At 66.0% G+C, this 13,128-nt stretch carries 13 protein-coding genes; 10 read left to right on the top strand and 3 right to left on the bottom strand.

The annotated features are described in order from the left end of the window. From GJ631_RS04440 to GJ631_RS04430, 3 genes are all read right to left on the bottom strand, one after another. On the bottom strand, positions 1-310 hold a 310-nt coding region (locus GJ631_RS04440), incomplete at its 3' end, for an aldolase/citrate lyase family protein (RefSeq protein WP_231753886.1). Between the two features lie 163 nt (positions 311-473). Beyond that, on the bottom strand, positions 474-1,175 hold the full coding sequence (locus tag GJ631_RS04435; RefSeq protein WP_156707984.1) for an SDR family oxidoreductase: 702 nt from the start codon (positions 1,173-1,175) through the stop codon (positions 474-476). Between the two features lie 53 nt (positions 1,176-1,228). Continuing rightward, positions 1,229-2,113 (bottom strand): MBL fold metallo-hydrolase, encoded by an 885-nt coding sequence (locus GJ631_RS04430; RefSeq protein ID WP_156707983.1) that lies wholly within the window; start codon positions 2,111-2,113, stop codon positions 1,229-1,231. An 85-nt stretch (positions 2,114-2,198) separates the two neighbouring features. Between GJ631_RS04430 and GJ631_RS04425 the strand changes: the two genes are divergently transcribed. The 10 genes from GJ631_RS04425 to GJ631_RS04380 all read left to right on the top strand — a co-directional run bounded on the left by GJ631_RS04425 (position 2,199) and on the right by GJ631_RS04380 (position 13,128). Beyond that, a complete protein-coding gene (locus GJ631_RS04425) occupies positions 2,199-3,389 on the top strand; it encodes an MFS transporter (protein ID WP_370518555.1) in 1,191 nt (396 codons plus the stop codon). 346 nt (positions 3,390-3,735) lie between these two features. Then, a complete protein-coding gene (locus GJ631_RS04420; protein WP_156707982.1) occupies positions 3,736-4,845 on the top strand; it encodes an alanine--glyoxylate aminotransferase family protein in 1,110 nt (369 codons plus the stop codon). 59 nt (positions 4,846-4,904) lie between these two features. Further along, positions 4,905-6,980, top strand: coding sequence for an NAD-dependent DNA ligase LigA (gene ligA / locus GJ631_RS04415; protein ID WP_156707981.1), 2,076 nt, complete (start codon positions 4,905-4,907; stop codon positions 6,978-6,980). Positions 6,981-7,184: 204 nt separating this feature from the next. Then, positions 7,185-7,787, top strand: a complete 603-nt coding sequence (locus tag GJ631_RS04410; RefSeq protein WP_156707980.1) for a hypothetical protein — start codon at positions 7,185-7,187, stop codon at positions 7,785-7,787. A gap of 116 nt (positions 7,788-7,903) precedes the next feature. Next, positions 7,904-8,941, top strand: coding sequence for a DNA repair and recombination protein RadA (gene radA / locus GJ631_RS04405; RefSeq protein ID WP_156707979.1), 1,038 nt, complete (start codon positions 7,904-7,906; stop codon positions 8,939-8,941). 52 nt (positions 8,942-8,993) lie between these two features. Then, entirely contained in the window at positions 8,994-9,461 is a 468-nt protein-coding gene (locus tag GJ631_RS04400; protein WP_156707978.1) for a cupin domain-containing protein, read from the top strand. Positions 9,462-9,500: 39 nt separating this feature from the next. Then, positions 9,501-9,869, top strand: coding sequence for a DCC1-like thiol-disulfide oxidoreductase family protein (locus GJ631_RS04395; protein WP_370518554.1), 369 nt, complete (start codon positions 9,501-9,503; stop codon positions 9,867-9,869). Positions 9,870-9,949: 80 nt separating this feature from the next. Further along, a complete protein-coding gene (locus GJ631_RS04390) occupies positions 9,950-10,801 on the top strand; it encodes a CBS domain-containing protein (protein ID WP_156707977.1) in 852 nt (283 codons plus the stop codon). Continuing rightward, complete coding sequence (glyS, locus tag GJ631_RS04385) at positions 10,798-12,534, top strand: glycine--tRNA ligase (protein WP_156707976.1); 1,737 nt, start codon at positions 10,798-10,800, stop codon at positions 12,532-12,534. Before GJ631_RS04390 ends, glyS begins: the two co-directional genes overlap by 4 nt. Positions 12,535-12,582: 48 nt before the next feature. Then, positions 12,583-13,128 carry a cation:proton antiporter regulatory subunit gene (locus GJ631_RS04380; RefSeq protein WP_156707975.1) on the top strand — a complete coding sequence of 182 codons (546 nt, stop codon included), beginning with the start codon at positions 12,583-12,585 and terminating at the stop codon, positions 13,126-13,128.

Genomic DNA, 13,128 nt, shown 5'->3' with positions numbered 1-13,128 from the left:
GCGGGTACCGCGTCGCGCCGACGGCACCCCGTGCTTCGGCGGCGCTTTCGACCATCGGCACCAGCAGGCCGTCGGGCCCCAAATCGAGCAGTCGCTTGATGCGGACGGGGTCGTTCCAGGGGGTGCGGACGACGCCGGCGGTTCCGGCGGCGTCGATACCGCGCAGACAGTCGGCGACGGTTTCCAACCCGAGTGGGGTGTGTTCGGTGTCGACGACGACGAAATCGAACGCCTCGCCGGCGGCGATTTCCGCGACAGAGGGGTCGGTCAGCGACACCCACGTTCCGACGCTTCCGTGTAGGTCGTCCATACGCCGACACCGACGCCGAGCGACTAAACCCTCCCGACCGACGAGTTTCCACCCGAACCGCAACCCCCCTAGTTCGACTGGAACCGATAGAATATCGCCCACAGCAACCCGGAACGGCCCGCAGACGCGTCCCCATGAGAATCAGCGACTACATTCACTCCGGTCACATCACGCCCGCTCGATAGCGGTCCGGAAGCAGGCCGAGTACCTTCGAGACGAGCCACCAGCGGCGGGTGACGTAGGCGACGGACTTCTCCTTCGAGATAGCGCGGGCAATCTGGCCGGCGGCGGTTTCGGGCGAACACTCCCAGAAGCGCTCGGTTTCGGGCGACATCGGCGTGTCGACGAATCCGGGGCGAACGTCGGTGACGGCGATGTCGTCGCCGGCGCGGTACCGGAGCCCCTCCAGATACCGGGAGACGTAGGCCTTCGAGGCACTGTAGGCCGGAAGCGACGGACTGCCGATTTCGCCGGCCACCGAGGAGATACCGACGAGGTGGCCACCGTCGGTCGCCTCGAAGTGCTCCATCGCGGCGGTGGCGATGGCGGTGAAGCCACGGACGTTCACGTCGACGGTGTCGCGTTCGGGCTCCCACTCGAGGTCCGGGTTGTGTCGGCCGATGCCCGAGGAGACGACGACCAAATCGACGCCACCGAGGGAGTCGACGAGGTCGTCGAACCGCTCTCGTGCGTCGGGTTCGGTCACGTCGATTTCGGCGACGTGGGCGCCGCCGATGTCCTCACCGACTGCCCGGAGGCGGTCGGTCCGACGGGCCGCGAGCCCGAGGTCGTACTCCCGGGAGAGTTCCTTCGCCAGCGCCCGTCCGATACCGGAGGACGCGCCGACGATGATGGCGTTCGGCATACACGCCGGGCGTTGCGGCGCGGTGGCTTAAATGCCGGTGGAGCGCGACGGGGTCACACGGAAAACTGGAGGCCGTCGTAGGCGAACTCGACGCCCTCGTAGCCGTCGGTCGATTCGAGGGCGCTGAAGTCGTCGTACGTGCGGCCGTAGAGGTGTTCGATTTCGGTCAGCACCGTCCGGTCGGCGTCGACCCGTTCGACTCGCGCCATGACCTCCTCGTGGGTGAGTTCCTCGCTCATGATGGCGTCGTCGACCTCGGTCAAAATCCGCGTTCCGTCGGGCGTCTCGCGGAAGTACCCACACTCGAAGACCGCGAGGTCGATGTCGTCGGGCAGCGCCGCCTCTTCGAGGTGGCGGGCGTCGTCGACAGCGAGGACGACGGTCGCGTCGCCACGCTCGACGACGAAAGCGGTCGCATCGAGGTCGCCGTCACCCGACAGCGAGTACGGAATCGCCGCGATTCGGGCGTCGCCGACGGTTAGGGGGTCGCCGTCGAGGAAGTGAGTGTCGGCGAAGCCGATGTCCTCGACGAAGTGTCTGAGGCCGTCGTACAACTCGCAGGTGCGCTCGTAGACGCGGCGGGTCGTCACCAGCGTCGGTCGGTCGCTTCGAGCGGTCTCGATGAGGCCGTGGTCGGGCGCTTCGAACATCCGCTCCATCGAGCGCGATTGGACGACACGGAGGCCGGCGGCGTGGTCGGGGTGCCAGTGCGTGAGAAAGATGTACTCGAGGTCGTCGACGGCCTCGCGTTCGAGGTTCTCGTAGACGAACTCTGGGGCGTCGACCATCGCCGACAGCTCCTCGATGTACAGCGAGTTGCCGTGTCGGGCGTGGGGAACGCCGACCTCGCGTGCGCGTTCGCACACCCGACACCCGCAGGTCGGCGTCGGAATCGGGGAGTTGCCCCCGCTACCGAGCACCGTGACCGAGAGCGTCATGGACGGTTGTGGAGGCGGTCGGTCAAAAAGCCGCCTGCCGACGTGAGCCACGCGAGACAAATACTTCGAGAGTCAACGGGATGGCGTGAGCCGTAGCGAGCGCGTCCGACTGGCCGGCGTGGTGTTCGTCGTCCTCTTCACCCAGCTGTTGGTGTATCCGGGCGTCGACGAACTCGTCGCGGCGCTGGGCGGCGACACGACCATCGACGCCAGCACCGCGTTTCTCGCCGTCCAGTTGGTCGCGTTCGTGCTGTTTTCGGCGGTCTGGGGAGTGCTGTCCGACCGTGCCGGCCGACGAATCCCGTTCATCGTCGCGGGCGCACTCGGCGGCGCCGTCGCCTATCTCGCCCTGTTGGCCGTCGTCGTCACCGGAATCGGCGATTTCCGCACTGCGCTTGCCCTCCGGTTCCTCGAGGGGTCGTTCACCATCGGCGCGTTCTCGCTGTCGATAACGATGCTGATGGATTTGGACGGCGGCCACGGCCGGAACATGGGTGCGGCGGGCATCGCCATCGGTGCGGGGGCGGCGCTGGGCGCGCCGGTCGGCGGCCAACTGTACAGTTTCGGCCCGCTCGGCCCCATCGTCGTTTCGGCGGCCCTGCTGTTGGCCGTCGCGGTCGTGATGGCGACGGTTCCGGACCGCGCGCCTGCCGCCCGCGGCGGTCTCGGTCGCGTCCTCGACGGCGTCCGTGCGACGCCCGAGTTGCTCGTCCCCTACGCTTTCGGCTTCGCCGACCGCTTCACTGCCGGCTTCTTCGGACTGGTCGGGACGCTGTACTTCCGGCAGACGTTCGACCTCGACCCGGCGGCGACGGGACTCGTCCTCGCGTGTTTCTTCGCACCCTTTGCACTCCTGCAGTACCCCCTCGGCGTGCTGTCGGACCGCGTTGGCCGCGTCGTCCCCATCGTCGCGGGGTCGGTCGGATACGGCGCCGCCATCGTCGGCGTCGGCCTCGCGCCGACCGTCGAACTCGCCGCCGCCGGGATGGTGCTGGTCGGCGTCCTCGGTGCGCTGGTCGCACCCGCGACGATGGCGCTCGTCACCGACATGGCCGCCGCCGACGAACGCGGCGCAGCGATGGGCGGGTTCAACATCTTCGGCAGCCTCGGCTTCCTCGGCGGGATTCTCGGCGGTGGAACCATCGCCTCGGCGTACGGCTTCTTCGCGGCCTTCGCCGTCGCCGGCGCACTGGAGATGGGTATCGTCCTCCTCGCGTTGCCGGTGTTGCTCCGGGTCGTGCCCGACCCGACGGCGACGTTCGGCAGTCCCGAGTGACACCCACTTTTTGCACGCTCCGGCGGTTCGGCGCGGAACGCGCCGAACACACCTCCGCGGCAAAAACTTGGGGAAAATATGCGCGCGTACTCCTTTCGACGGCCTGACGGCCGCCTCCAGTCCGTACGCGCTACGGTGCCTCCCTCCGGTCGGCACCGGGAACTGCCTTCAGGGGCACTTTCCAAGCGCCCCGGTCGGCGGATGCTTGGCATTGCTTCGGTTGATACACGCAATCGCCGAAAGTTCCGGTTTCGACGCTCGACCGCCGGCGCGGCGACGGTAGCCCCGACGGTATCAAAAATACCATGCCGTCCCGCGTAGAGGGTACTGATATCCAGGTGTTCCTATGACCGAAAAAAGCGAATACACGGGGGATTATCCCGACAAGACGCTGTATCTCCCCGGCCCGACCGAAGTGCGCGAGGACGTCATCGAGGCGATGTGCGAACCGATGTTCGGCCACCGCATGGACCGGATGACGGACCTCTATACGACCATCGTCGAGGACACAAAGGAGTTCCTCGACACCGAACAGGACGTGGTAATCCTCACGGCCTCCGGGACGGAGTTCTGGGAGGCGACGACGCTCAACCTCGTCGACGACCGGATGCTCGTTCCCACGAGCGGGGCGTTCAGCGAACGGCAGGCCAACGTCGCCGAGCGACTCGGCAAGGAGGTCGACCGCATCGAGTACGAGTGGGGGACGGCGGTCAAACCCGACGACATCCGCGCCGCACTCGAGGAGAGCGACGAGGGCTACGACGCTGTCGGCGTCGTGATGAACGAGACGTCGACCGGCGTCCGGAACCCCGTCGAGGAAATCGGCGATTTGCTCGGCGACTATCCGGACACCTACTTCGTCGTCGACGCCATCTCCTGTCTGGGCGGGGACTTCATCGACATCGAGGGCCACAACATCGACGCCATCTTCACGTCGACCCAGAAGGCCTTCGCCATGCCGCCCGGACTCGCGGTCTGTACCGTCAGCGAGGACGCCTACGAGCGTGAGGTCGGCAAGGAGTCGGCCTCGTGGTACGGCGGCTTCCAGCGGACGCTGGATTACTACGACCGGAAGGGTCAGACCCACTCGACGCCGGCGATTCCGCTCATGCTCGCCTACCGCAAACAGATGAAACACATGCTCGAGGAGGGCCACGACGCCCGCGACCAGCGACACCGCGAGATGGCCGAATACACCCGCGAGTGGGCCGAAGAGCACTTCGGGCTGTTCGCCGAGGAAGGCTACGAGTCCCAGACGGTGACCTGCGTCGAGAACACCCGCGGCATCGACGTGGCCGAAACCGTCGAGGCCGTCTCCGAGGAGTACGACATGGCCTTTTCCAGCGGCTATGGCGATATCAGCGAACAGTCGTTCCGCATCGGTCACATGGGCGAACACACCGTCGAGAGCATCGAGGAGTTGACCGACGCCATCGAAGACGTCGCCGGACTGTAGCCGCCGGGGCCGAGAGCGGACACCGCGATTTTTGACGGCGGGTTTCCAACCCCTCGGTAATGGACGAGCCGCAGGACAACCCCTACGTTCGGGACCCACCGCTCGATTTCGAGTCGGTCGAGGAACTCGACGACAGCGAGGCCTACGAGCAGGCCGAACGACTCCGGGAGGCGATTCGGTACCACGACCGACGCTACTACCAGCAGGCCGACCCGGTCATCTCCGACCGCGCCTACGACCGGCTCTTCGAACGCCTCCAAACCCTCGAAGACGCGTTCGACCTCCCGATGGAGACGAGTCCGACACAGCGAGTCGGCGGCGAACCGCTGGACGAACTCGAAACCGTCGACCACGTCGTTCCGATGCTCTCTATCGATTCTTCCGTCGAGGAGGCCGACCTCCGGGAGTTCGACGAGCGGGTCCACGACCGGTTGACCGAATCCGACTGGGAGGGGTCAATCGAGTACCTCTGTGAGCCGAAGTTCGACGGCCTCTCGGTCGAGTTGATTTACGAGGACGGCGAGTTGACGCGGGCGGCGACCCGCGGCGACGGCGAGCGCGGCGACGACGTAACCGAAAACGTCCGGACCATCCGGTCAGTACCGCTGGAACTCGACGGCGACTATCCCGACTTTCTGGCCGTCCGCGGCGAGGTGTTCATGCCGAAGGAGGCGTTTCAGTCCTACAACCGCGAGCGAATCGAGCGCGGTGAGGACTCCTTCGCGAACCCACGGAACGCGGCGGCTGGGACGCTCCGACAACTCGACCCCTCGGTGACCGCCGAACGGCCGCTGGATTGCTTCGTTTTCGACGTACTCGACGACGGTGGCTACGGCTTCGAGACTCGCCTCGACGAACACGAAACCGTCGACTCGTGGGGGTTTCACGTCGACGACCACACCAGACTGGTCGAGGACATCGACGGCGCGGTCGCGTTCCGTGATGAGATGCTCGAAGCCCGGGACGACCTCGACTACGAAATCGACGGGACGGTCATCAAACTCGACGACAAGGCGGCCTGCGAGGTGTTGGGTGCGACCTCGCGTGCCCCGCGATGGGCCTACGCCTACAAGTTCCCCGCACGCACCGAGGAGACGACCGTCCGCGACATCGTCGTGCAGGTCGGCCGAACCGGCCGTCTCACGCCGGTCGCGCTGTTAGACCCTGTCGAAGTGGGTGGCGTTGAAGTCTCGCGGGCGACCCTCCACAACCCCGAGCAAATCGCGGAACTCGGCGTCGGATTGGGCGACCGGGTTCGACTCAAACGGGCCGGGGACGTGATTCCCTACATCGAGGAGGTCGTCGAGAACGAACGGGAACACCACTTCGAGTTTCCCGACCGATGTCCGGTCTGTGAGAGCGCGGTCGAGCGGGAGGGGCCGATGGCGTTCTGTACCGGCGGTGTGGCCTGTCCTGCCCAACTGCGTCGAGCGGTCGAACACTACGCCTCGCGTGTCGGCCTCGACATCGAGGGGTTGGGCGAGAAGGCAGTGAACCAGCTGGTCGACGAGGGGTTGCTCGAACGGCTGCCGGACCTCTACGAGCTGACCGTCGAGGAGTTGGCCGAACTCGAAGGGTGGGGAGAGACGAGCGCCGAGAACCTCATCGAGGAGCTGGAAGCCAGCACGGAGCCGCCGCTTTCGGACTTCCTGTCGGCGCTGGGCGTTCCCGAGGTCGGCCCGACGACGGCGGGCGACATCGCCCGCGAGTTCGGGACGCTCGATGCGGTGATGGACGCCTCCGCCGAGGAGTTGCAGGCGGTCGAGGGCATCGGCGAGACGGTCGCCGGCGAAATCGAGGAGTTCTTCGACAGCGAGCGGAACCGCGAGGTCATCGCCGACCTCCGGGCACACGGCGTCGAACCGCAGGAATCCGAGACCGCGGGCGACGCTCTCGAAGGATTGACGTTCGTCTTCACCGGCTCGCTTTCGGGAATGACCCGCGAGGAAGCCCAGGAGTTGGTGGAGGTCAATGGCGGGTCGGCGACCTCCAGCGTCTCGGGGAACACCGACTACCTCGTGGTGGGCGAGAACCCGGGGCAGAGCAAGCAAGACGATGCGGCGGCCAACGACGTAGAGACAATCGACCAAGAGAGGTTCGAGGCGCTGTTGGCCGACCACGGCGTCGAGGTGTAGCGAATAGGCGGGACGGTCGCGTCGACGGTCCGTGTCCCACGCTCGCGGCGTCTGCCGCTCGCATCGAGGTGGTCCCACCACCTCGCTACCGCCCCGGCGGACCGCCGTCGGTCGTCAGGTCACACGGCTGGTGGCCGCGTTTCAGTATATGAACCTTCGGCCCGACGCGCCGGCTATAAGCCGCGGGGGTCCGAGGATTCGCCAATGGGAGTGTTCGACACCATCCGGCAGGTACTGGGGTTGAGCGCGGAGGCCGACGCGGCCCGCGAGGCCGACCCCGAGGACCTGTTCGGGATGTCGACGGCGTACCTGACGATGGAGGCCGACCTCGATTTCGCGCCGACCGGCGACGCGGCGCTGTGTTTCTCGAACGTCGACAGCACGGCGTTTCAGCGGGCACGCGAGGAGGTCGAGGCCATCCTCGCGGCCGGCGAAGCCGAGACGGGGACGACCGCCGAGTTCGTCGAGGACGCCCACGGCTACCACTGGGTCGTCCTTCACGACACCGGGTTCGAGGACCTCGTGACGAGCATCCACTTCGCTGCGGACACGCTCGTCGAGGAAGGGTTCGGCTCGCGCCTGCTGGCGGCGCTTTTCGCCTTCGAGCGCGACGGACAGACCGCCTACTGGGTGTACTCCTTCCGCCGGGGGTCGTACTACCCGTTCGTTCCGACGGGCGGTCGCGAGCGCGACAACAAGGTCGAGTTCAAACTGGAGAGCGTCCTCGACGGCGAGTTGTCGGTCGAGGACGACACGACCTACTGGTATCCGATGTGGCCCGAAGGCGACACACACCCGTGGGGTTGAGGCTCGGTTTCTAAACCTTCGGTCGGTCGCGATTTTCGCCCCGCTCCTTGCCCGCATTTTCACTTTCACTTGGCTGTTAACGAGGCTTTATGTACCGGGCGGACACAGGGACGGATATGGCAGCATCAGGCGAAGACCTCGAGGACCTCCCGGGCGTCGGGCCCGCGACCGCAGAGAAGCTTCAGGAGAACGGGTTCGAATCGTATCAGAGCGTCGCCGTCGCGAGTCCCGGCGAACTCTCGAACACCGCCGACGTGGGCGAATCGAACGCCAACGACATCATCCAGGCCGCACGCGAGGCCGCCGACATCGGCGGCTTCGAGACCGGTACGGACGTACTCGAACGCCGGGAGAAAATCGGGAAACTCGAGTGGCTCATCCCCGAAGTCGACGAGATGCTCGGCGGCGGCGTCGAGACCCAGTCCATCACCGAGGTGTACGGCGAGTTCGGCGCCGGGAAGTCCCAGGTGACTCACCAGCTCGCGGTGAACGTCCAACTCCCCAAAGAGCAGGGCGGACTCCACGGCCGCTGTATCTTCGTCGACAGCGAGGACACGTTCCGGCCGGAGCGAATCGACGAGATGGTCCGCGGCCTGCCGGACGACGTCCTCGAAGCGTCGATGGAGCACCGCGAAATCGAGGGCGGCGTCGACGACGAGGAGGCGATGGAGGAACTCGTCCAGTCGTTCCTCGACAAGATTCACGTCGCGAAGGCGTTCAACTCCAACCACCAGATTCTGCTCGCCGAGAAGGCGAAGGAAATCGCAAGCGAGTACGAGGAAGACGAGTATCCGGTCCGCCTGCTGTGTGTCGACTCGCTGACGGCCCACTTCCGTGCGGAGTACGTCGGCCGCGGCGAGTTGGCCGACCGCCAGCAGAAACTCAACAAGCACCTCCACGACATCGACCGCGTCGGCAACCTCTACAACTCCGCGGTCGTCGTCACGAACCAGGTCCAGTCGAACCCCGACGCCTTCTTCGGCGACCCGACGAAGCCCATCGGTGGCAACATCCTCGGCCACAAGTCGACGTTCCGGATGTACCTCCGGAAATCGAAGGGCAACAAACGCATCGTCAAACTGGTCGACGCGCCGAACCTCCCCGACGGCGAGTCGGTCATGCGCGTGCAGGGCGAAGGACTGAAGCCGGAGTGACGTAGCCCAAATCCCCGGTTCCTTTTTGCTAATCGCCCTCCCAGAGCGGCGTATGGAGAAAGCCACCATAGACGACCTCGACAACTGGATGGGACCGTCGGCAGTCAAGCGGCCGCTCGGGACGGCTCTCGGAACCGAGCACATGAGCATGCGCTTTTACGAACTCGACCCCGGCGAGAGCACCGCCTTCGGCTATCACGCCCACGAGAATCAAGAGGAGGTGTTCTACGTCGTCGACGGGACGCTGACGTTCGAGACCGAGGACGGCGACGTGGCGGTCGAAGAGGGTGAGGCGATTCGGTTCGCCGCCGGCGAGTTCCAGCGGAGCAGGAACGACACCGACGGCCGCGTCCGAACCCTCGGCATCGGCGCGCCGGCCGATGCCGGCGAGTTGACGCTGCTCCGAGAGTGTCCGGAGTGTGGCGAACGGACCGACCAAGAAATCGATTCGGTCGACGACGGCGCCGCCCTCGTGACGCTGTGTGTCGACTGTGGCGCCGAGACTGGACGGTTTACCTGAGACGGGGGACCTAAACCGTCGGCGTTCCTCCGGTCGGACATGAGCGACACGTTCGTCTACGACGACGACTGCGGCTTCTGTACGTGGTGGGCCGACTACTTCGCCGACAAGACGACGCTCGAGGTCGTCGGGTTCGCGGAACTCACCGACGCACAACTGGAGCGGCTTCCCGACGACTACGAGGACTGCTCGCATCTCCTCGCCGACGATGCGGTGTACTCCTGTGGCGCCGCCATCGAGCAGGCGCTGGCACGGGCCGACGTTCCCCCCCGGCTCCCGGGACATCTTCGATTTCCTCCGGCAGTTCGAGGACTACGAGCAGTTCCGCGAGCGTGCCTACCACGAGGTCGCCGACCGACGGGGGGCTGTGGGGGGCAGTTCCTCTCGAAGGAGCGCATCGAGGAGTAGAGAAGACACCTCCGCGAGCGGCCGACGGGCACGAATCGGTGTCGGTGGACTTAGTACGAAGGCGCGGATACTCCGTGGGTATGAACGTTGCTGACGCGATGACGCCCCGGTCGGAGGTCGTGACCGTCGAAATCCCCGGTACCCGAGAGGACGTTCTGGAGTACCTCCAGGACCGCGGATTCTCGTCGGTCCCGATTATCAAATCGACCGACGATGGCGAGGTGTTTCGGGGACTCGTCACGCGGGAGTCGCTCATCGAACAGCCCGACGAAGACCAGTTGGCGATTCTGGTTCGAGAGGTGCCGACCATCGGGTCGTCGGCGACGCTGACCGAGGTGGCCGAGTTGGTCGTCGACTCCGGCGAGCGGCGCGTCCCCGTCGTCGACGACGGCGAGTTGGTCGGCATCGTCACCGTCACCGACATCGTCCGGGCCATCGCCGAGGGCGAGGAGGACGGCGACACCACCGTCGGCGGCCTCGCGACCCGTGAAGTAAACACCGTCTACGAGGGCACTCCCCTGACCGTCGCCGAGCGAGAACTCTCCTACGCCGACGTGCCCTACGCCGTCGTGTTGGACGATTCGGGTGCGCTCAGCGGGATGCTCACCGAGGTCGACGTCATCGAGGTCGCACGCGTCGTCCAAGGGGAGACCGACCCCGGTGACGCCGTCGCCAATCAGGACGACGAGTGGATGTGGGAGGGCATCAAGGCCGTCGGGAGCCGCGCGGTGCCGACGCTGAACGTCGAGATTCCCTCCGACCCCGTCTCGGAGTACATGACCGCCGACCTCGTCACCGTCTCCCGGACGAAGACGGCACGAGAGGCTGCCCAACTGATGATTTCCAACGATATCGAGCAGATTCCGCTCGTCTCCGGCGACGAACTGGTGGGCGTCGTCCGGGACGTCGACCTCCTGGAGGCGCTCGTATGACCGAGTTGGACGACCTCGCCGAACTGGCAAAGCGTCGTGGCTTCTTCTTCCCGTCGAACGAGGCCTACGGCGGTACGGCCGGTTTCTACACCTACGGTCCGGAGGGCGCGGCGCTGAAGCGCAACCTCGAGGACACCTGGCGGGACATCTTCGTCCGCGAGGAGGGTCACATGGAGTTGGAGGCGCCGACCGTGATGCCCGAGGCCGTCTTCGAGGCCTCCGGCCACCTTGACGGCTTCGACGACATGATAATCGAGTGTGTGGAGTGCGGTGCGACCCACCGCGCCGACCACCTCGTCGAGGACGCCGTCGAAGACATTGAGGACGCCGAAGCGTACGAACCCGAGGAGGTCGCCGAACTCATCGCCGACCACGGCATCGAGTGTCCCTCCTGTGGCGCGTCGCTGGCCGATACGGACGTCGAGGAGTTCAACCTCATGTTCGGCACGAATATCGGCCCCGGGTCGTCCTCGCCGGGATACCTCCGGCCCGAGACGGCACAGGGCATCTTCGTGGAGTTCCCCCGACTGAAGGAGTACGCGCGCAATCAGTTGCCGTTCGGCGTCGCCCAAATCGGTCGCGCTTACCGCAACGAGATTTCGCCGCGGCGGGCACTCGTCCGCGTTCGGGAGTTCACCCAAGCCGAGTTGGAGCACTTCATCGACCCCGAAACCGACGACCCGCCGCTGGAGCGCGTCGCGGACGTCGAGGTGCCGCTGTACTCCGCCGAATCACAGAACGCCGACGACGGCGGCGTCGAGACCTACACCGTCGGTGAAGCCGTCGAGGAGGGCGTCATCGGCAGCGAGTGGGTCGCCTACTATCTCGGCCGGGCGATGGACTTCTACGAGCGAATCGGCATCGACATGGACCGGTTCCGCTACCGCCAGCACCTCTCCGGCGAGCGAGCACACTACGCCGCCGACTGCTGGGACGCCGAAACCGAACTCGGCGGCAACTGGGTCGAGGTGACCGGCTTCGCCTACCGCTCGGATTACGACCTCTCGAAACACGGCGAGTACTCCGGCGAGGACTTCACGCTGTTCCGGCAGTACGACGAACCGAAGACCGTCGAGCGGGCGACGGTCGACCCCGACATGAGCTATCTCGGCCCCGAGTTCGGCGGTGCGGCGGGCGACGTGGCCGACGCCCTGGAGTCGCTTGCGGGTCGGGACCGCTCGGCGTTCGACGGCGAGGAAGTCACCGTCGAGGTCGACGGCGAGTCCTACACCGTCCCCGTCGAAAAGACCGGCTTTTCGGTCGAGGAACAGACCGAAGCCGGCGAGCACATCACGCCGCACGTCGTCGAACCCTCCTTCGGTGTCGGCCGCCTCGTCTACAGCGTCCTCATCCACCGCCACGGCACCGACGAGGTCGACGGCGAACAGCGGGCGTTCCTCGATTTACCCGCCGACATCGCGCCGACGACGGTCGCGGTGTTCCCGCTGATGACGAAGGACGGCCTCGACGACCGCGCCGAGGAGTTGGCCCACGAACTCAGGGAGAACGGCTTCGAGGTCGCCTACGACGACACCGGCAACATCGGTCGTCGGTACCGCCGACAGGACGAGGTCGGCACGCCGTACTGCGTCACCGTCGACTACGAGACGCTGGAGGACGGCACGGTGACGGTCCGGGAGCGCGATTCGACCGACCAGACCCGCGTCGCCGTCGACGAGTTACCCGGCGCACTGCGGCAGTTGGTTGGCGGCGCGACCCTGTCGGAACTATAGGACTGGTCCGACCTACACCTTTTATTGACCACGGACCGACGACCGCGTATGACCGTCTACGAGTCGGACTTGCCGGGCGTCGGCAAGAAGTTCGAAATCGAAATCGACGACGGCGAACAGCTCGTTGTCGTCACGCACAACACCGGCAAGCGGGAGGTGTTCCGCCGACGCGGCGATGAAGACTCCGAGAAACTGTTCGAACTCTCGGACCGACTGGCTCGACAGGTGGGGACGATTCTGGAGGGCGCGTACTTCCAGCCCGTCGCCACCGAGACGACCGAGACGATGCTCGACGAGGACACGCTGTTCGAGTGGGTAAACGTCGTCGAAGGGTCCGAACTGGTCGGCAAGACGCTCGCGGAGGTGGACTTCCGGGAGACGACCGGCACCTCCGTCGTCGCCATTCAGCGCGACGACGAAACGGAGTCGAACCCCGGTGCTGACACCACCATCCGGGCAGGCGATACGCTGGTCATTATCGGCGCCCGCGACGCCTGTGACCGCGTCGAGCGGTTGGCCGCCGGGACGGACGACCCCCAAAAGGAGGCCGCACAGGCGGTCGACGAGCCAGCGGACGACGACACGGACGCCTGA

It is taken from the genome of Natronomonas sp. CBA1123, from assembly GCF_009741925.1.
GTDB lineage: Archaea > Halobacteriota > Halobacteria > Halobacteriales > Haloarculaceae > Natronomonas.
This window is presented reverse-complemented; position numbering and strand designations above follow the sequence as displayed.

Bases quoted from the DNA above. Each gene is read 5' to 3' on its own strand.
- GJ631_RS04435 (WP_156707984.1), bottom strand. From the start codon at position 1,175: ATGCCGAACGCCATCATCGTCGGCGCGTCCTCCGGTATCGGACGGGCG.
- GJ631_RS04430 (WP_156707983.1), bottom strand. From the start codon at position 2,113: ATGACGCTCTCGGTCACGGTGCTCGGTAGCGGGGGCAACTCCCCGATT.
- GJ631_RS04420 (WP_156707982.1), top strand. From the start codon at position 3,736: ATGACCGAAAAAAGCGAATACACGGGGGATTATCCCGACAAGACGCTG.
- ligA (WP_156707981.1), top strand. From the start codon at position 4,905: ATGGACGAGCCGCAGGACAACCCCTACGTTCGGGACCCACCGCTCGAT.
- GJ631_RS04410 (WP_156707980.1), top strand. From the start codon at position 7,185: ATGGGAGTGTTCGACACCATCCGGCAGGTACTGGGGTTGAGCGCGGAG.
- radA (WP_156707979.1), top strand. From the start codon at position 7,904: ATGGCAGCATCAGGCGAAGACCTCGAGGACCTCCCGGGCGTCGGGCCC.
- GJ631_RS04400 (WP_156707978.1), top strand. From the start codon at position 8,994: ATGGAGAAAGCCACCATAGACGACCTCGACAACTGGATGGGACCGTCG.
- GJ631_RS04395 (WP_370518554.1), top strand. From the start codon at position 9,501: ATGAGCGACACGTTCGTCTACGACGACGACTGCGGCTTCTGTACGTGG.
- GJ631_RS04390 (WP_156707977.1), top strand. From the start codon at position 9,950: ATGAACGTTGCTGACGCGATGACGCCCCGGTCGGAGGTCGTGACCGTC.
- glyS (WP_156707976.1), top strand. From the start codon at position 10,798: ATGACCGAGTTGGACGACCTCGCCGAACTGGCAAAGCGTCGTGGCTTC.
- GJ631_RS04380 (WP_156707975.1), top strand. From the start codon at position 12,583: ATGACCGTCTACGAGTCGGACTTGCCGGGCGTCGGCAAGAAGTTCGAA.